This is a genomic window from Nostoc sp. MS1, from assembly GCF_019976755.1.
Taxonomy (GTDB): domain Bacteria; phylum Cyanobacteriota; class Cyanobacteriia; order Cyanobacteriales; family Nostocaceae; genus Trichormus.
The window spans coordinates 6,300,691-6,318,542 of record NZ_AP023441.1; the positions used below are offsets into that span (position 1 = coordinate 6,300,691).

A 17,852-nucleotide genomic window follows, 5' to 3' on the forward strand; every position below is an offset into this window, starting at 1 on the left:
GCAACAATCAGAATCATGAAAGATAATTATTGGCAGAAATGGGTACAGAATTTATGGGGAGATGAACCCATTCCAGAGGAATTACAGCCAGAAATTGAACGTCTCCTTACTCCCAGTGTTGTGGAATTAGAGCATATACAAAAAATTCATGATTGGTTAGATGGTTTACGTCTTTCTAAACAATGCGGTCGAATTGTTGCACCTCCACGAGCAGGTAAATCTGTTACTTGTGATGTGTATAGGCTATTGAATAAGCCACAAAAAAGAGGAGGTAAAAGAGATATTGTACCTGTTTTGTATATGCAAGTTCCAGGAGATTGCTCATCGGGCGAGTTATTGGTTCTGATTCTGGAAAGCTTGAAATATGATGCAACTTCAGGAAAACTAACTGACCTCAGAAGGCGAGTACAAAGGCTACTCAAGGAATCTAAGGTGGAAATGCTGATTATTGATGAAGCTAATTTTCTGAAACTGAATACTTTTAGTGAAATTGCTCGAATTTATGACCTGTTAAAAATTTCAATTGTTCTCGTAGGCACAGATGGTTTAGACAATCTAATTAAGAGGGAACCTTACATTCATGACAGATTTATCGAATGTTATAAGCTACCTTTGGTGGAATCAGAAAAAAAATTTACGGAGTTAGTAAAAATTTGGGAAGAAGAAGTTTTGTGTTTACCTCTTCCATCTAATCTTACAAGAAGTGAAACTTTTGAACCTCTGCGTCAAAAAACAGGTGGCAAAATTGGTTTGCTAGATCGGGTATTGAGAAGAGCTTCAATCTTAGCTTTGAGAAAAGGACTGAAGAACATCGGTAAAGACACTCTAGCTGAAGTTTTGGATTGGTTTGAATAATGGGAATCGGTGCGGAAGAACCTCGTTTTTTTGAAATAGAACCCCTGGATGGAGAAAGCTTAAGCCATTTCTTAGGCCGCTTTCGCCGAGAAAATTATTTAACCTCTAGCCAGTTAGGTAAATTAACTGGACTTGGTGCAGTTATTTCACGTTGGGAAAAGTTGTACTTCAATCCGTTTCCTACACGACAGGAGTTGGAGGCTTTGGCATCTGTGGTCAGAGTCAATGCGGATAGATTAACCGAGATGTTGTCACCCGCAGGAGTAACTATGAAGCCTAGACCAATTCGGTTATGTGCTGCTTGCTATGCAGAAGTACCTTGTCATCGAGTTGAGTGGCAGTTTAAGGATAAAATGAAGTGCGATCGCCACAATTTACGCTTATTAACCAAATGTACTAACTGTGAGACTCCTTTTCCGATTCCCGCAGATTGGGTACAAGGTGAATGTCCTCACTGTTTTTTGCCTTTTGCAACAATGGCAAAGCGTCAGAAGCGTCTTTGAAATTTTCTTCAGCTTAAAGATGTGAATACTACCTGTGGCACTTTAAAGCCACTCACAAACTTGCGAGTTTGCTCAACTCTGTTTGCCAATCTTCATCATGTCGTAGGACAAGGACATGGTAAGTGGTATTGTGCTTAAGATTATCTCGCACAATTTTGTCTTGTCTGCGTTTCTCAGGGCTGTCATGAACTGAACCGTCACAGAAAACAGCAATGCCATCTTCCTTATACAGAAAATCTGGCTTACAGTTCGCCTCTGGAATTAATTCCTGTGCAGAATCCGGTAGTTTATATCCGCTTTGATAAATTGCTGTTAAAACTATTCGCTCAAATCGGGAATTGGGATCTGTTTGTTGCAGCAGCTGTTCATACAGTTCATCACGACATATTCCTTCTATCTGCACTGTACTGTCTTGCAGTTCGTCAAGTAAGGGTTTGATGAGATGGCGATTTATCAAAGCATGGTCGAACTGGTTGCGGTAAGAAAGCAAGCATTCATAGCAAGCTTGAACACAGCTATCTTTAGCTTCTTGGAAATGGCAAATATCTAAAGCTGCATCGGCGATTTTTTGAAAAGCTTCGGGTTTTTCTAATAGTTGAGAAAGGACACCAGCACCGCCTTCCGCAGCCTCCCAGAACAGCAAATATTTACCGTCTCCCAATCGTTCGGAGTCGAGTTCGTCGGCTTCTAGTTTGTACACTGCTTGGATGGCAGTTTCTAAGGCGTACTGTAGGGTGGTAATAAACGCCTCTCTGTCGTCTGTGGGGACATTTAATGGTTCCACAACTAGGATATTACAGGTGTTGTTCACCATTAAGTTAACGTCGGTGTGAATGCTATCTTTTGCCGAGTCATTTTTGGATTCGCCCCAAATACCAGTTTTGATAAGCTGCTACGCAGCTTAATTGTATAATATAAACTTAAGTAAAAAACTATTATCGGCCATATATGCCAGCAAAAAACCATCTTTCTCAAGAGCAGAAGGAAAGGCTACTGAAAACACTAAAAGAGCATGAAAATCCTTATGTAAGAGAGAAGATTCTGATTATTCTGTTGATAAATGATGGAAAAACATATCAAGAAATTAGCAATTTTTTAGAGATTGCATATCCGACAGTCGCATATTGGGCAGTTCACGGCGACCCGGATAATTTAGAAAGCTTTTTAGATGGAAGAAGAGAAGGTAACTGCCGCAAAGTTACCAAAGAATATGAAAATTTGTTATTAGAAATAATTGAGAAAGACCCAGTAGAAAATGGATATGAATTTGGTCGATGGACGGCGGCAAGATTAGCAACATATCTTGAAGAAACAACAGGAATTAAGTTAAGCGGCTCTCAAGTTAGGAGAATATTAGAGCGAAAAAAGTACGTTTACCTCTGGGCAAAATACAGCCTAGAGGACAAACAGAATCCTGAAAAGCGTAAGGCATTTCAAGAAAAGCTATCAGAATATTTAAGAATAACCAAAAAAACTCCAGAGCGTTTACAAGTATGCTTTTGGGACGAAAGTGGATTTAGTTTAAGAGTGATAAGAAGAAAAAGTTGGGGTAAGAAAGGTACAAGGAAAAAAGTTACAGGGCAAAGGAGAAGAGGAAGAGTAAATATTATGGGAGGGTTACGTTATCATGACAAGAAAAGAATAAATTTTGTCATAAAAAAAGGAAATGCAGATGTATTCTATGAACAGATTAAATCTCTAAATAATTTTCTGTTACAAGAATGGGTAGAACAAGGGAAATCAGTTGAAGAATTTAAAGATGGTTCAGCGAAAATAGTTATCATACTAGATAATGCTAGTTTCCATAAAAGGAAAGATATTTTATCTAAAATTGAGTCAGAAATGCCAGATTGGTTAGCAGGTGGCTCACTACCGCTTACCATTGTGCAAGCGGATTTTTCTTTTGATAGGTTGGTTAGCGTTAAAAAACGTTACGGAGCAGTCTATCAGGGATTAGCTGCTTTACTACGATGTGAGGGGGCAATTGATTGGTGTACTGGGGAAGAAATCAATGATGTAATTTATTTTGAAGAACAGATAGATTCGCATCATATCTTTCCTGTCGCATGGTGTCGCAAAAAAGGCATTGACCCCAAAAACTATAACTGTTTGATTAACCGTACACCTTTAAGTGCCAAAACAAACAAAAAAATTGGAAGTAAAGCACCTTCCCTTTATTTAGAGGAGTTTGAACTTTCTGGGACATCAGCTAAAAGACTTGATGAAGTATTGCGATCGCACGCTATATCTCCAAAAACTTTGCGAAGAGATGACTTTGAAGCCTTTTTCCAGATGCGAGCAAACAATTTGCTGACACTAATTGGCAAGGCTATGGGCAAGAGTTTAAGTTTTGAATCCTCAGAGGATTTTGTTCGAGATTGTCAGAACGGGAATGGAAGAGAGTATAAGCCTCATCCCGAAATTATTACTAACTATTGATATTGAGTAAAGTAGCCTCAGAATAGCCTACTTTACTTAATAGTGGAGTTTGTAGCCAACATATTTCTCAATCTTCCTAACTTTGTTCGTCTGAGGATTCTTTCTTTTTTAACCAATCTCTAATTGCCTCCTCTAAAGCCGCAGTCTGCGTTACTTCCAGACGCGCACAGGCAATTTCAAACTCGATTTTTAAGTCTTTAGGGAGTCTTCCCCGAACTTCTCTAGTTTCTTCTGCCATCCTAATTTAAAGCCAAAGCTTGCGGCTTTCATTTTTGCACAGCCTCTCAGGAAAAAAACATTTGCGCTATTGCGCTATTACGTTATTGCGCTATACTTAGGAAGTAAAAAAACAATTAGTAGCCCTGTCAGTTTTACCGAAACCACAAAGCTGAGGACACTATGAGCGTTATTACAATTCAATGTCGCTTGTTTGCTGAAGAAGAAACCCTCCGCCAACTGTGGAAACTGATGGCTGACAAAAATACACCTCTTATAAATGAGTTATTGGCACAGGTAGGAAAACATCCAGAATTTGAAACCTGGCTAGAAAAAGGTAAAATCTCCACCGAATTCCTCAGAACTCTTGTTAACTCCCTCAAAACTCAAGAGCGTTTTACTGATCAACCTGGACGCTTTTACACCTCAGCGATCGCTCTGGTAGATTATGTATATAAATCCTGGTGCGCTTTGCAAAAACGAAGAAAGCGGCAAATAGAAGGTAAAGAACGTTGGCTCACAATCCTCAAAAGTGATCTACAACTCCAACAAGAAAGCCAATGTAGCTTAAACGTAATTCGTACTAAAGCCAACGAAATCCTTACCCAATTTACCCCCCAGTCTGACCAAAATAAAAACCCTAGAAAGAGCAAAAAAGCTAAAAAATCTGCAAAGTTACAAAAATCTTCACTTTTTCAAATTCTTTTAAACACTTACGAACAAACACAAGAAACTCTTACTCGTTGTGTGATCGCCTATCTACTAAAAAATAACTGTCAAATCAGCGAACGCGACGAAGATCCAGAAGAATTTAATAGAAATAGACGTAAAAAAGAAATAGAAATTGAGCGATTAAAAGACCAACTCCAAAGTCGCATACCTAAAGGTAGAGATTTAACAGGGGAAGAGTGGTTAAAAACTTTAGAAATTGCTACAGCTAATGTACCTCAAAATGAAAATGAGGCAAAAGCTTGGCAAGCAGCACTTTTAAGAAAATCTGCTGATGTCCCCTTTCCTGTGGCTTACGAATCTAACGAAGATATGACATGGCTGCAAAATGGCAAAGGTCGTCTCTTTGTTCGATTCAATGGCTTGGGAAAGCTAACCTTTGAGATTTACTGCGATAAGCGTCATTTGCACTACTTTAAACGCTTCCTAGAAGATCAAGAACTTAAACGCAATAGTAAAAACCAACACTCAAGCAGTCTGTTTACACTACGTTCAGGAAGGATTGCTTGGTCGCCAGGAGAAGAAAAATGTGAACCCTGGAAAGCAAATCAACTGCATCTTTACTGTACTTTAGATACTCGAATGTGGACTATTGAAGGAACTCAACAGGTCGTAAGTGAGAAAACTACAAAAATTACTGAAACGTTAAATCAAGCAAAACAGAAAGATGACCTCAACGATAAACAACAAGCTTTTATCACTCGTCAGCAATAATATGTGGATAGATTATTGGCGGATGCGATTGTGGAGATCGCCACAACATATCAAGCAGGTAGCATAGTTATCCCAAAAATCCGGGATATGCGTGAGCAAATCAGTAGTGAAATTCAATCCAGAGCAGAAAAGAAATGTCCTGGTTATAAGGAAGCTCAACAAAAATATGCCAAAGAATACCGTATCAGCATTCATCGCTGGAGTTATGGTCGATTAATTGAAAGTATTAAATCCCAAGCTGCAAAAACCGGAATTTCTACTGAAATTGGTACACAACCAATCAGAGGTAGTCCACAAGAAAAAGCGAGAAATTTAGCCGTTTTTGCTTACCAAGAACGTCAAGCCGCGTTAATTTAATTCACTAATCCGAACCTTGAAAATATAATATTCTGTATAACAGCGCCTCAGTTCATGCTCTTTTGAGCCAATGTACTGTGAAAAATCTGGGTTAGTTTGACAGTTGGAAGACTGCCATGCTTTCTGACCCTGGTAGCTGCCCGCTTCTGATGCTGCCATCTTTAGGATTCTATCGATGGGATAGGTGCGCTCCCAGCAATAAGGAGTAAGGCTTTTAGCCGTAGCCGTTATTTATAACGGTGTGGATTACCACAGTGGTGGCTACTGAATCACCCCCTTCGTCGGGGGAACCCTCTCAAATATTTTTTTGGCGAATCGAAGTGGGGGCAAAAACCCTGGAGTCCTGCCGAAATCTTAAAAACCTTGTACTGTCTTAACTTCAGTCCCTAGCATGTCAACTGATTTGCTTTTTTGGTGTAAGACAAAGGAAGCTTTTTCAGAGATATGCCAAGTTTGTATCTGAAAAGCTTTATTTGCAAGGTGTCTAGGCAGTGGGGTTTCAACAACCATTCTGGTTAAGGGTGGGTTGAAAGCGGAATCCCCATCGCCACCCGCTCCATCACTGTATAGTTTCAACAACCATTCTGGTTAAGGGTGGGTTGAAAGTTATCCTCACTTGGACTACGGTATCTTGCCCAGTTACGTTTCAACAACCATTCTGGTTAAGGGTGGGTTGAAAGTTTCTTGGTTCAAGACTGCTTACAAGGCTTTTACAAGTTTCAAAAACCATTCTGGTTAAGGGTGGGTTGAAAGAACATCCAAGTAATCAGGTGTATTTATGCCAATTAGTTTCAAAAACCATTCTGGTTAAGGGTGGGTTGAAAGTAAACATATTTAGGTACACCGCAAGTAGTCCACTTAGTTTCAAAAACCATTCTGGTTAAGAATCGGTTGAAAGATTCAGCTTAAGGCACTTGCGTTGACGATTGCTGGGTTTAACAATCATTCTAGCTAGGGGTGGGTTGAAAGCTAATGTACCATTAATTCTCTAAGGCTGCGATGTAGAATGTTTCAACAACCATTCTGGCTATGGGTGGGTTGAACCCTGGCAAACAAAGGGTGTTAGATGTAAGGCGTAACTTAAGCCATAGTTTCAAAAAGTCTCTCACATCAAGTTTGCTTATGAGGGTTGAAAGGAATGTCACCTTCCCAATACTAAAATGTTAAAAGCCATGATGGTTAATGGTAGCTTGAAATCAACCGATATTGTTTTATCAGGAAAAGATGCTACTACTGGCTGGAACTGATCAATTGTTTCATCATATTAGTTCGATGGTTAAGGGTAATTCTAAATGCAGATTCATCAAATTTGTCTATTAAACTTAGTGTGGTGAAATACTGATGAGTAAGTCTAAAATAGAGGCTAAATGTCAGTTATTCTATAATGTAAGACGACATTAATGTGTTAACAGTTGATTAAAGCTAATTGACGACACTAATGTGTTAACAGCGACATTAATTTGTTAATAACGACACTAATGTGTTATCGACGACAAATAATTCGTCGTTCTACAACAGCAAAGCGGGCGATGGGACTCGAACCCACGACGTTCACCTTGGGAAGGTGACATTCTACCACTGAATTACACCCGCACATATCTATTACTATAACACTATTTCTGCCATTTATGTAATATCTGCGTTCCTGTCATACCTTAGTCTTCTCACCACTGTAGGCGTTAGTGTATTTACTTATCGTCGATAATCACTTGTACTTGAGTCACAATGCTTCTGTATTCAGATCACCGTCATACTGTGAAAAAACATGCAGCATTGATATTAACAATTACATAATCTACTAAGTACACGAAATTGCAACTTAGCTAGCACACACCCTGATACCTGAGTTACAAAGGATGAATCCAAATCGTTTACATTCTAATCAGGGCTATTCTGATTATGTATTTTTGTAAACCTATTAGCAAGAAATGCTATCCAACTTGAGTAACTGATATGTTTAATGCCACAGAAATTTTAATTGATGCTTTCGTCAAACAAATTCGGGAAGGCTACACCCGAACTTATGGCTGTTTAAAGAATGATTACCAAGACATCATCGCTTGGGCTGGTAGCATGGCTTTAGAGAACATTGCTAATAGTGATGCTCTCTATCACAATGTTGAACACTCAATTTTGGTTACTCTTGTAGGACAAGAAATTTTGCGTGGTAAGCATATCCGTGAAGGTGGGGTTTCTAGCGAAGACTGGCTACATTTTATTATTTCCTTAGTGTGCCATGATATCGGCTATGTTAAAGGAGTTTGCCGCCAAGACCAAGAACAAGCCGGGTTATACGCTACAGGTAGAAATGGCAAAATGATTTCTCTGCATCCTGGCGCTTCCGATGCTAGTTTGACACCTTATCATGTGGATAGGGCTAAACTTTTTATTGATGAGCGTTTTGGCGGGCATAAGCTGATAGATGCTGAGTTAATTAAAAGTAATATTGAATGGACTCGTTTCCCTGTACCCGCAGCAGAAGATCAGCAAAATACCATTTGTTTTCCTGGACTAGTACGTGCTGCCGATTTAATTGGGCAATTGAGTGACCCGCGTTACCTCAAAAAAATCACATCTTTGTATTATGAGTTTGAAGAAACTGGGATGACTAAAGTTTTAGGCTACCAAACCCCAGCCGATTTACGCAAGAATTATGCGAAGTTCTACTGGAATAGTGTTCATCCATATATTAAGGATGGATTACGTTATTTATCTTTGACACAGCAAGGCAAACAAATTTTAGCTAATCTTTATTCTAATGTGTTTGTAGTAGAACATGAAAAATCTCAAGAAGAAAGTCTATACTTAGTCGAACAACTCCATGCTTAGATATTAGTCAATAGTCCATAGTCCATAGTTGAAATCACTCTTGACTGTTGACTGTTGACTGTTAACAACTGACAAAAGGTAAATCAACTATGAATTGGTGGCAAAGACTTCAAAAAAACCCTTTGGCGGAATTTGGGGCAATTCTATTGATAATTTTCTATGTGGCAGTGCTGGCTGCTGATTTTATTGCCCCTTATGACCCTTATGTGTCGCAGCCAAGCGGTTCGCTGTTACCACCAACAAAAATTTATTGGGTTTCAAAAACATCTGGTCAATTTATCGGCCCCCATGTTTATCCCACAACCCAAGGAAATACAGATTTAGAAACAGGCGATCGCCAACTCATTGTAGACTTCAAAAAGCCCTCTCCTGTGCGTTTCTTCGTCTCTGGGCCAGAGTATCGCTTGTTACAGATGAGTTTACCCCTACCTCCCAAGTGGGAAGAAACCACAGTTATCCCTGGCATCCCTTTAAATTGGCATTTATTTGGTGCTGATAACGGGGCTAAAATCAACGTTTTGGGTACTGATGAACAGGGGCGAGACCAGTTCAGCCGTCTCTTACACGGTGGACGCATTAGTATGTTTATCGGCATTATTGGGGTGATAATTACATTCCCCCTCGGTTTGCTGATGGGTGGTATATCTGGTTATTTCGGCGGTTGGACAGACAGCATTATCATGCGTATTGCAGAGGTGCTGATGACCTTCCCCAGTATTTATCTATTAGTTACCTTGGGGGCGGTTTTACCTGCGGGTTTAACTAGCAGTCAGCGATTTTTACTCATTGTGTTAATTACTTCTGTAATTAGCTGGGCTGGTTTGGCTAGGGTAATTCGTGGACAAGTGCTGTCAATCAAAGAACGGGAATTTGTACAAGCAGCAAGGGCTATGGGTGGTAATCCACTTTATATTATTCGCCGCCACGTTTTGCCGCAAACTGCTACCTATGTAATTATCTCGGCTACCTTGGCAGTTCCCAGTTTCATCGGTTCAGAAGCAATACTCAGTCTCATTGGCTTAGGCATTCAACAGCCCGACCCATCTTGGGGTAATATGCTATCTCTAGCTAGTAATGCGTCCATCATAGTGCTGCAACCTTGGTTAATATGGCCGCCAGCCGTGCTAATTATTTTGACAGTTTTAGCTTTTAATTTACTTGGCGATGGTCTAAGAGATGCCCTCGACCCCCGCAGTTTACGTCGCTAGTTTACAAACGTTTACCCAGGCTAATCACGTTGTCCTGGGTAAAGTCTAAACTATCGTAGAAGGAAATAGCAGTTCTATACGTACTTTTCTAGCTACTTGATTGAAAAAATATCCCCTGAAAAATATGACTTAATCTCTGTTTCTCAGCCTGTTTCCTGCGAGAAAACTTGGTTAACAACTTGGCGTTTAGCTACCTCAATATTATAGGATGGACAGAGTTTCGCAAGGGGCATTGGGTTAGTATGGCTCGTTATACCTGTTCATTTCTGATTTCGATTAACTTTGAGTATCTCCAGCCATTACTTCTGGACTTGTTACAAGATTGTGATTTAGAAATTCAATACTACACAAGTGATTATATTTTGGCGCGTGAGATTCCTGGTAAGGTTTCTTTTTCTAAACTGGTGAAGGTGGAAGTATTCATTGATAAATCAACGGCTACGGAAACAGAAAGCCGGATGAGTATTGTCATCAAAAATGAGGAGTTACCTCTCCACGTTGATAATCATTGCCGACAAACGTTTGAGTACGTCAAGGAATCGATTGAGAGAAGCCGTCATTGGCATCTCATCGAAAGTCTGGCTGGCTAGGGATTTGCATTTCAAAATTAGACAAGCCTGAATTTCTAAAATCTTTTGAGCTTGTCTGTGTTAATAAATGTAAGATAATTTTAGTTAAATAGTTTAATTTTCCTAGTAGCGTTGTGACAGTGATACAAAATTGAAAATAATTGTCTGGATTCAAACTTTTCCAACAGACAATAAATTAAGGTTTTCCATTTAAAATCTAAAATCCTCAATTGGGATCATACTTCTAGATACCAGTATTTATCCGTGGGATAGAAGCAAACAATAGTAAGATTTATTAATCTGTGCATAGTGACATAAAAATCAGGAAAAACGCCAGTGGTTCCCATTAGAGATAATAATCCTGTAACAATTACGCCTTATGTGACTTATGGGCTGATTGCTGCTAACGTTCTCGCTTTTATTTATGAATCTAGTTTACCTCCACAAGCATTGGACGGTTTTTTGCATTTAGCGGCTGTCGTTCCGCGCGAACTTAGCTTGAGTTTTGCTGGTGTGTCTGTGCATCAGCCTGTACCAGAATGGACAACTTTAATTACTTCCCAATTTCTGCACGGTGGTTTTCTGCATCTAGCAGGTAATATGTTGTTCCTATGGATTTTCGGTAACAACGTTGAAGATAAGTTAGGTCATATTAGATATTTTATATTTTATATAGCCTGCGGTGTCTTGGCATCTATAACCCAATGGTACTTCTCGCAAGATTCTAGCATTCCTTCTTTGGGTGCTAGTGGTGCGATCGCTGGTGTGATGGGTGCATACATTCTCCGTTTTCCCCAAGCAGAAATTCTTGGTGTTGTCCCTTTAGGTTTCTTCTTCCCAACTTTCCGGGTTCCTGCATACTTCTTCTTGGGTTTTTGGTTCCTCCAACAATCTTTTTACGGCATTGCTGGTTTACAAACCCGTACTAACATTGGGATGGAAAGCGGCGGTATCGCCTACTGGGCGCACGCTGGCGGTTTTATCTTTGGCGCACTCCTCGGCCCTGTGTTGGGTTTATTTAGCGATAAAGCCAAGGAAGAAACTTGGTATAGTTAATTCGTAGTTCGTAATTAAGAAATTGGAGATTTACCACACCCCTCGTAATGGCAGATGGTGAGCCAGCCAGTGCGTTAGGCGGCTTTGCCCATCAGACCTATAAAAAATTAATAAGGCCACTGCCAGTCACTAATTTCTGGCATGTCTTCGCCATATTTAGAGATGTATTGTTTGTGTTCGATCAACTTGTCTTGCAGATGTTGCTTGGCGTAAGCTGCTTTTGAACCCAATTTTGGTACGCGATCTATTACGTCCATTGCTAGGTGGAAGCGGTCAAGGTCGTTCAGTACAACCATATCAAAGGGTGTGGTGGTGGTTCCTTCCTCTTTGTAACCACGCACATGGAGGTTATTGTGATTAGTATGACGATAGGTTAAGCGGTGAATTAACCAAGGGTAGCCGTGGAAAGCGAAGATGATCGGTTTGTCGGTGGTGAAAATTGTATCGAAGTCTTTGGAACTTAAACCGTGGGGATGTTCTGTTTTTGGTTGTAGTGTCATCAAGTCTACAACGTTGACTACCCGCACTTTTAAGTCCGGGAAGTTGCGGCGTAAAATATCCACAGCCGCCAAAGTTTCTAAGGTAGGAACGTCGCCGGCACAAGCCATGACTACATCTGGTTCACAGCCTTGGTCGTTACTAGCCCATTCCCAAATACCGATGCCTTTGGTGCAGTGTTTAATTGCTGCATCCATATTTAGATATTGTAGGGCTGGTTGTTTTCCGGCAACGATGACGTTGACATAGTTGCGGCTGCGTAAGCAATGGTCTGTCACTGATAATAAGGTGTTGGCATCGGGGGGAAGATAGACGCGGATAATCTCAGATTTTTTGTTAGTTACATGATCAATAAAGCCGGGGTCTTGGTGAGAGAAGCCGTTGTGGTCTTGTCGCCAAACGTGGGAAGTTAACAAATAGTTGAGGGAAGCAACTGGTCTGCGCCAAGAGATGTGACGGGTGGTTTTCAACCATTTGGCGTGCTGGTTGAACATTGAGTCGATGATATGGATAAAGGCTTCGTAACAGGAGAAGAAACCATGACGACCTGTAAGCAAATATCCTTCTAACCATCCTTGACAGCAAGTCTCGCTGAGGATTTCCATTACTCGTCCACTGGGATCAAGGTGGTCGTCTTCTGGGAGAGTTTCGGCAACCCATGTCCTATCTGTAACATCTAAGACGGCGTTGATGCGGTTGGATGCGGTTTCATCGGGTCCGAAGATACGGAAGTTACGATGGTCTAGGTTGAGTTTCATCACATCCCGTAGGAGTTTGCCGGCTACTTGGGTGGCTTCGGCAATTACTGTCCCTGGTTTGGGAACATCAACCGCATAGTCTCGAAAGTCTGGCATGATTAAGTCACGCAGCAGAATACCGCCGTTGGCGTGGGGATTGTCTCCCATGCGTCGTTGACCTTTTGGGGCTAATTCTGCTAATTCTGGGATAAATCTGCCGTTCTCGTCGAACAGTTCTTCTGGTTTGTAACTTTTCATCCATTCTTCCAGAAGTTTCAGGTGTTCTGGCTGACCTGATATATTACCGAAGGGTACTTGATGCGATCGCCAGTAACTTTCTGTTTTCTTCCCATCTACTTCTTTTGGCCCTGTCCAGCCTTTGGGCGTTCTCAGGATAATCATCGGCCACTGGGGACGCTTGGTAAACCCATGTACACGGGCTTCTCTTTGAATACCGTGAATTTCGGCAATGACTGTATCCAAAGTTGCTGCCATTTGTTGATGCACAACTGCGGGATCAGAACCTTCAACATAGTAAGGTTTGTACCCATAGCCAACAAACAAACTGTCTAATTCTTCATGGCTTAACCGTGACAGAACTGTAGGGTTAGCAATTTTATACCCGTTTAAATGTAGAATCGGCAATACAGCCCCATCATTAGCCGGGTTGAGAAACTTGTTGGAATGCCAACTGGTAGCCAATGCGCCAGTTTCCGCTTCACCATCACCAACAACAGCCGCCACAATCAAGTCAGGATTGTCAAAAGCTGCACCAAAAGCATGAACAAGAGCATAACCGAGTTCACCACCCTCATGGATGGAACCAGGAGTTTCCGGTGCAACATGGCTAGGAATACCACCAGGAAAGGAGAACTGTTTAAACAGTTTCTGCATCCCGTCGGCATCTTGGGAAATGTTGGGGTAATATTCGCTATATGTCCCTTCTAGGTAAGTATTCGCTACCAGTCCAGGCCCACCATGACCAGGCCCAGCAATGTAAATCATACTTTGGTCGTATTTCTTGATAATCCTATTGAGGTGGACATAAATAAAGTTTAGTCCTGGTGTTGTTCCCCAATGACCTAAGAGACGGGGTTTAACATGATCTATTGTTAGTGGTTCTCTGAGTAAGGGATTATCAAGGAGATATATTTGTCCAACTGATAAATAGTTGGCTGCACGCCAGTAAGCGTTGATTTTATGCAGTTCTTCATCGGTTAAAGGCTTGATCTGTGGAGAACTTGCTAAAGTCATATTAATCTCCAATTACACAATAATTTGACCGGATGCGTTTAGTAAGCCAGTTTAGTGATCTAGCGTAGGTGAGTCATCCTACTTGTGACAAATTTTTCTTTTAGCGAACCGAAGCTTTAGATTTGATTAGTCGGTTTTATACATTTGCACTAATTTAAAATAAAGCTAAAGAAATTTTGTAATTCTAACTCTCAAGACTCAGGAAGTTTTTCAGAGCAGAAACCGTTTAAGTATCTGACATTTTAAATTTTAAATTGATACTACTGGCTCCCATGAAAGGTTAACAGACTTTATGTTGGAGTGAGTAATTTTTAATATTGATTTTATGTAAGTAGAAGATGTGGAAAAATCGAACTATATAAAGAAAAGTTAAATAGGTCGAAACATTCTTCCCTATTGCTTCCTGACTTCTCCCAACCCTAAATATTCACAGCAACCTACTTAATTGCTAGTAAATTTCCAAAAAAATGGTGAGGGACGAAATAATTTTCATCACTTACATCCCAGCACCATTGAATTAAAAGCTTAGTTTTTTGTTACCTGTCAGACAGTTCTAAAAAATGCTAAATCTAAAAAAACAGAAATCTCTTTAGTTATTGGCTGCATGTTTATTTTTTGCTTTTAAATACTCCTGGTTCTTGCTGCATGGGCAAGACAGGTAAAATATCGGTTTGAGAACAATATTTCAGGTCATCATCGCATTCAAGGCGTAACAGACGTTTGCCGTGACTGGCATGATGAAATAGTCCTAATAAATTGTGTTGCCATTGTGAGTAAAGAGCGATCGCACTAATTACTTCATCATTACCAGCTAATTCCTCTGGGGGTAACTGGGATTTTTCCACAACAGCATGAGCGATCGCACCGGCACAAGCTGTATCTTCTAAAGAAAAACTACCTTCCCAACCTGAACCGACAATCCAGACTGTCTGTGGTTGTTTTTCCATAAGATACTGCACTACGGCGGCGCGGTTAATAAAAGCGGCTGTGAGTACGGTGGCAGAGTGTTGTACCCGTTTTAAAGCACGAGTACCATTAGTAGTACTAATGAACAAACGCCGTCCCTCAACTAATTCTGGGGTACAGTCAAGGGGAGAGTTACCCAGTTCAAAACCAGCCACTTTCCCGCCGCCACGTTCTCCAGCTCGTAGCCGTTTTTGGGAAGGCCATGTTTCACTAACTGCAATTAGTTCATCCAAATCGCTGAAGACTTGCACCGCTTCACCACCAGCAGAAAGAACGGTGGCAATAGTGCTAGTGGCTCGTAACACATCGACCGCGATCGCGCAGTCAGGAGCCTGATCTTTAGGGGTTAATTCCGGAGTATGATATACAAATAGCTTCACGCGGGGGAAACACCTGCTCTAAATACTACTTTCGAGATTACATTCTAATTGGTGTAACTCCCCATAATTACACCACGATTGCGCTTTATTTCTTATGGTTAAGCAAGAGTAATTGTTATTAAGCGATCGCCCCAAGGGGAAATTGCAGTAATCTGAAAGAGGATGGGGAGATGAGGGAGACAAGGCAACAAAGGGAAATGATGATTATTAACTCCTGCCTACTACCTTTTGTCAACTGTCAACTATCAACTGTCAACTAAATATGGCTCCTTTACCTGAATATCGTCCTAAACAAATGTCTGTAGGCCCTTTAGAGGCTGAAATTTTAAATATTGTCTGGGAGTTTGGTTCAGCTACCGTTAAAGATGTTCATGACCGCATTCTGGCTGACCCTAACCGCGAATTAGCTTATACTTCTGTGACTACGGTGTTGCGTCGCCTCACAGATAAGGGCTGGTTGGCTTGTGATAAAAAAGGACGGGCGTTTTACTGGCGGCCGTTATTGTCGAAGCAGCAAGCAGAAGTGATTAAAGCTCATGAGCAATTACATCGCTTTTTAGCAGTGGGCAACCCTGATGTAGTGGCAGCCTTTGCTGATAGTCTTGATGAAGCAGCAAGCGTTCAAATAGAAGCGATCGCTAAACGTATTCAAGCTGCACGCCAAGCCAGGGAGGGACAATAATGCACTTGCTGATGATTTTGACTGCTGTGGCAGTTTCATGGATTGTTAGATGTTCTTGGACTAATTCCTCTGGCAATTGGGAAACACGGTGGCAACGAGCGTTATTTTTCTTTCTATTTCCACCATTGTTTATTCTGATGACGGCGATCGCTCTTTTGTGTATGGGGCCACAAGGCAAAATGGGGGGCGTATACACGGGTTGGTTCAGCTATGTACTAGCTTTTGCATTTCTTGGGTTTTTCTCTTTTGTGTGCGTCAAGTTGGCTATTAGTGGTTGGCGATCGCTACAATCCGCCCGTCACTGTCCTTTAATTAATCTTGATGGTAAACAAGTCCGACTGCTTGACACAAAAGCACTATTTGCAGGTCAAATTGGTTTTTGGCAACCTGAATTAGTACTAAGCGAAGGATTATTACAAAAACTCTCTCCTAGCCATCTAGAAAGCGTTTTAGCCCACGAACAAGGACATTTCCACTATAGGGATACATTTTGGTTTTTCTGGCTCGGTTGGGTGCGTTATTGCACTGTTTGGCTGCCAAATACAGACACTTTATGGCATGAACTTTTAGTGTTGCGTGAACTGCGTGCAGATAGTTACGCTGCATCCCAAGTAGACCCCTTACTTCTAGCAGAATCACTCTTACTATTTGTCAGCAATGGTGCTGTATTATCAAAATCAGAGGTTTGCTGTGCAGCATTGGGTGCAGATGTAGGCGATCGTTTAGAACAGAGAATAGATGCTCTACTTACCCCATCAATCCATACACCACAATCTCGCTTACAGTCTTGGCACAATTTCCTATTAGCACTCCTGCCATTAATAACTGTAATATTTCATACTTGATTAGGAAATGGGCTGGGGACTGGGTAAACGGAAAAGAAATTGAACTCCCCACTCCCCACTTAGCACTAAGTTAAAATTCCGTAACATTAAGAAAAAAACCTAACCGTGAAGATGGCTCTTGTTACTAACGGCTTCTTAAGGTCAGAGGTTGAATGATTTTTTAACTCGCTTGCTAGTTAAACAACCAGTAAAAGCAAAAAAGGCTAAAAGACCTACAACAAAAGATGGTTCAGGGGTAGTAACAGAAACTATAGGTGTTAACAGAAATGCACGCCGTGGAGAGGCTTGAGTATTGGAATAAGTTCCCACGATAATTTGTCCATGATTGTTAATTCCACTGGCGTAGTTTAAAGTTACGCCTAAATCTGTTGCAATCAGGGTGTTGAGGTCAAACAGTTGTCCATATGAGCTTAACCGAGCATTTTTACTCTTACTCAACGAAAAACAGGACTTATATATTAAGTCCTGTTGTACTACTGTTACTAATTCAATAGTGCGATTAGGTATTACCTAACTGTAAGCAATAGTGTAACTTCCCGGCGTAGCTAATCGCACTCACTCTATCTTCAGCACTTAAGACCTGTTAGCAGGTTCAATTTTAGCTTCTGATTTTACACTCTTGACACCTTTTACATCTTTGACAAGTTTTTCAGCTTTCTTGATTTCTTGCTGAGATTTAGCTACACCTTTGAGTGTAATTTCTCCCCGTTCATTTTCCACTACAAATTTATTACCTGGAATACCTACTTGTAATTTCTTACTCACTGCGGTTTTCAAGTCTTCATCAGTTTTTGTAGCTGCGGTTTTATTTGTTTCTATTTTAGATTTAGCTTTTTTACCTAGTACTGGTGTGGTGGTTTCTTTGGCTGTAGTTCCACCCTCAGAAGCTTCTTTTACAGGTGCTGGAGTACTTCCATTGGTGCTGCTAGGAGCTTCTTGACAGCCAAAACTACCAACTACCAAAAAGCCAGCTACTAATAGGGAAAATAATTTTTTCATGTTCGTCTCCAAATGA

At 40.8% G+C, this 17,852-nt stretch carries 14 protein-coding genes, 1 tRNA gene and 2 pseudogenes; 10 read left to right on the forward strand and 7 right to left on the reverse strand.

Going from position 1 to position 17,852, the window contains the following annotated elements:
• The first annotated feature begins 15 nt into the window (after nt 1–15).
• Together NSMS1_RS27220 and NSMS1_RS27225 are read left to right on the forward strand one after the other, a co-directional pair.
• Nucleotides 16–855 (forward strand): TniB family NTP-binding protein, encoded by an 840-nt coding sequence (locus NSMS1_RS27220; RefSeq protein ID WP_224087757.1) that lies wholly within the window; start codon nt 16–18, stop codon nt 853–855.
• A complete protein-coding gene (locus NSMS1_RS27225; RefSeq protein ID WP_224087758.1) occupies nt 855–1,358 on the forward strand; it encodes a TniQ family protein in 504 nt (167 codons plus the stop codon). Before NSMS1_RS27220 ends, NSMS1_RS27225 begins: the two co-directional genes overlap by 1 nt.
• A gap of 52 nt (nt 1,359–1,410) precedes the next feature.
• Here NSMS1_RS27225 and NSMS1_RS27230 read toward each other — a convergent pair whose 3' ends face one another.
• Nucleotides 1,411–2,172, reverse strand: a complete 762-nt coding sequence (locus NSMS1_RS27230) for a DUF1998 domain-containing protein (RefSeq protein WP_224087759.1) — start codon at nt 2,170–2,172, stop codon at nt 1,411–1,413.
• A 134-nt stretch (nt 2,173–2,306) separates the two neighbouring features.
• Here NSMS1_RS27230 and NSMS1_RS27235 point away from each other — a divergent pair.
• A pseudogene (locus NSMS1_RS27235) lies at nt 2,307–3,209 on the forward strand (IS630 family transposase); the annotation flags it as partial.
• Nucleotides 3,210–3,873: 664 nt separating this feature from the next.
• On the opposite strand, the gene NSMS1_RS27240 reads toward NSMS1_RS27235, so the two are convergent.
• Nucleotides 3,874–4,035: a hypothetical protein gene (locus tag NSMS1_RS27240; RefSeq protein WP_224087760.1), complete on the reverse strand. Its 162-nt coding sequence runs from the start codon at nt 4,033–4,035 to the stop codon at nt 3,874–3,876.
• 161 nt (nt 4,036–4,196) lie between these two features.
• Between NSMS1_RS27240 and cas12k the strand changes: the two are divergent.
• Nucleotides 4,197–5,813, forward strand: a pseudogene (cas12k, locus tag NSMS1_RS27245) (type V CRISPR-associated protein Cas12k).
• 1,521 nt (nt 5,814–7,334) lie between these two features.
• Here cas12k and NSMS1_RS27250 read toward each other — a convergent pair.
• Nucleotides 7,335–7,406 (reverse strand) — tRNA-Gly (locus NSMS1_RS27250).
• A gap of 360 nt (nt 7,407–7,766) precedes the next feature.
• Between NSMS1_RS27250 and NSMS1_RS27255 the strand changes: the two genes are divergently transcribed.
• The 4 genes from NSMS1_RS27255 to NSMS1_RS27270 all read left to right on the forward strand — a co-directional run bounded on the left by NSMS1_RS27255 (nt 7,767) and on the right by NSMS1_RS27270 (nt 11,475).
• Nucleotides 7,767–8,642, forward strand: a complete 876-nt coding sequence (locus NSMS1_RS27255) for an Npun_R2479 family HD domain-containing metalloprotein (protein ID WP_224087761.1) — start codon at nt 7,767–7,769, stop codon at nt 8,640–8,642.
• Between the two features lie 89 nt (nt 8,643–8,731).
• A complete protein-coding gene (locus NSMS1_RS27260; RefSeq protein WP_224087762.1) occupies nt 8,732–9,850 on the forward strand; it encodes an ABC transporter permease in 1,119 nt (372 codons plus the stop codon).
• A gap of 242 nt (nt 9,851–10,092) precedes the next feature.
• Nucleotides 10,093–10,440, forward strand: coding sequence for a hypothetical protein (locus NSMS1_RS27265; RefSeq protein WP_224087763.1), 348 nt, complete (start codon nt 10,093–10,095; stop codon nt 10,438–10,440).
• Between the two features lie 315 nt (nt 10,441–10,755).
• Complete coding sequence (locus NSMS1_RS27270) at nt 10,756–11,475, forward strand: rhomboid family intramembrane serine protease (protein ID WP_224087764.1); 720 nt, start codon at nt 10,756–10,758, stop codon at nt 11,473–11,475.
• 107 nt (nt 11,476–11,582) lie between these two features.
• On the opposite strand, the gene NSMS1_RS27275 is transcribed toward NSMS1_RS27270, so the two are convergent.
• Both NSMS1_RS27275 and NSMS1_RS27280 read right to left on the reverse strand, forming a co-directional pair.
• Nucleotides 11,583–13,964, reverse strand: a complete 2,382-nt coding sequence (locus NSMS1_RS27275) for a phosphoketolase (RefSeq protein ID WP_224087765.1) — start codon at nt 13,962–13,964, stop codon at nt 11,583–11,585.
• Nucleotides 13,965–14,572: 608 nt separating this feature from the next.
• Nucleotides 14,573–15,310 carry a 2-phosphosulfolactate phosphatase family protein gene (locus NSMS1_RS27280; RefSeq protein ID WP_224087766.1) on the reverse strand — a complete coding sequence of 246 codons (738 nt, stop codon included), beginning with the start codon at nt 15,308–15,310 and terminating at the stop codon, nt 14,573–14,575.
• Nucleotides 15,311–15,572: 262 nt separating this feature from the next.
• On the opposite strand from NSMS1_RS27280, the gene NSMS1_RS27285 reads away from it, so the two are divergent.
• Together NSMS1_RS27285 and NSMS1_RS27290 are read left to right on the forward strand one after the other, a co-directional pair.
• Nucleotides 15,573–15,992: a BlaI/MecI/CopY family transcriptional regulator gene (locus tag NSMS1_RS27285; protein ID WP_224087767.1), complete on the forward strand. Its 420-nt coding sequence runs from the start codon at nt 15,573–15,575 to the stop codon at nt 15,990–15,992.
• The gene (locus tag NSMS1_RS27290) at nt 15,992–16,837 is read left to right on the forward strand and encodes a M56 family metallopeptidase (RefSeq protein ID WP_224087768.1); all 846 of its coding nucleotides are present in this window, start codon (nt 15,992–15,994) and stop codon (nt 16,835–16,837) included. The genes NSMS1_RS27285 and NSMS1_RS27290 overlap by 1 nt, the downstream gene beginning before the upstream one ends.
• Nucleotides 16,838–16,978: 141 nt before the next feature.
• Here NSMS1_RS27290 and NSMS1_RS27295 read toward each other — a convergent pair whose 3' ends face one another.
• Nucleotides 16,979–17,275, reverse strand: coding sequence for a hypothetical protein (locus NSMS1_RS27295; RefSeq protein ID WP_224087769.1), 297 nt, complete (start codon nt 17,273–17,275; stop codon nt 16,979–16,981).
• A gap of 135 nt (nt 17,276–17,410) precedes the next feature.
• Nucleotides 17,411–17,836, reverse strand: coding sequence for a BON domain-containing protein (locus tag NSMS1_RS27300; RefSeq protein ID WP_224087770.1), 426 nt, complete (start codon nt 17,834–17,836; stop codon nt 17,411–17,413).
• Nucleotides 17,837–17,852: the final 16 nt, after the last annotated feature.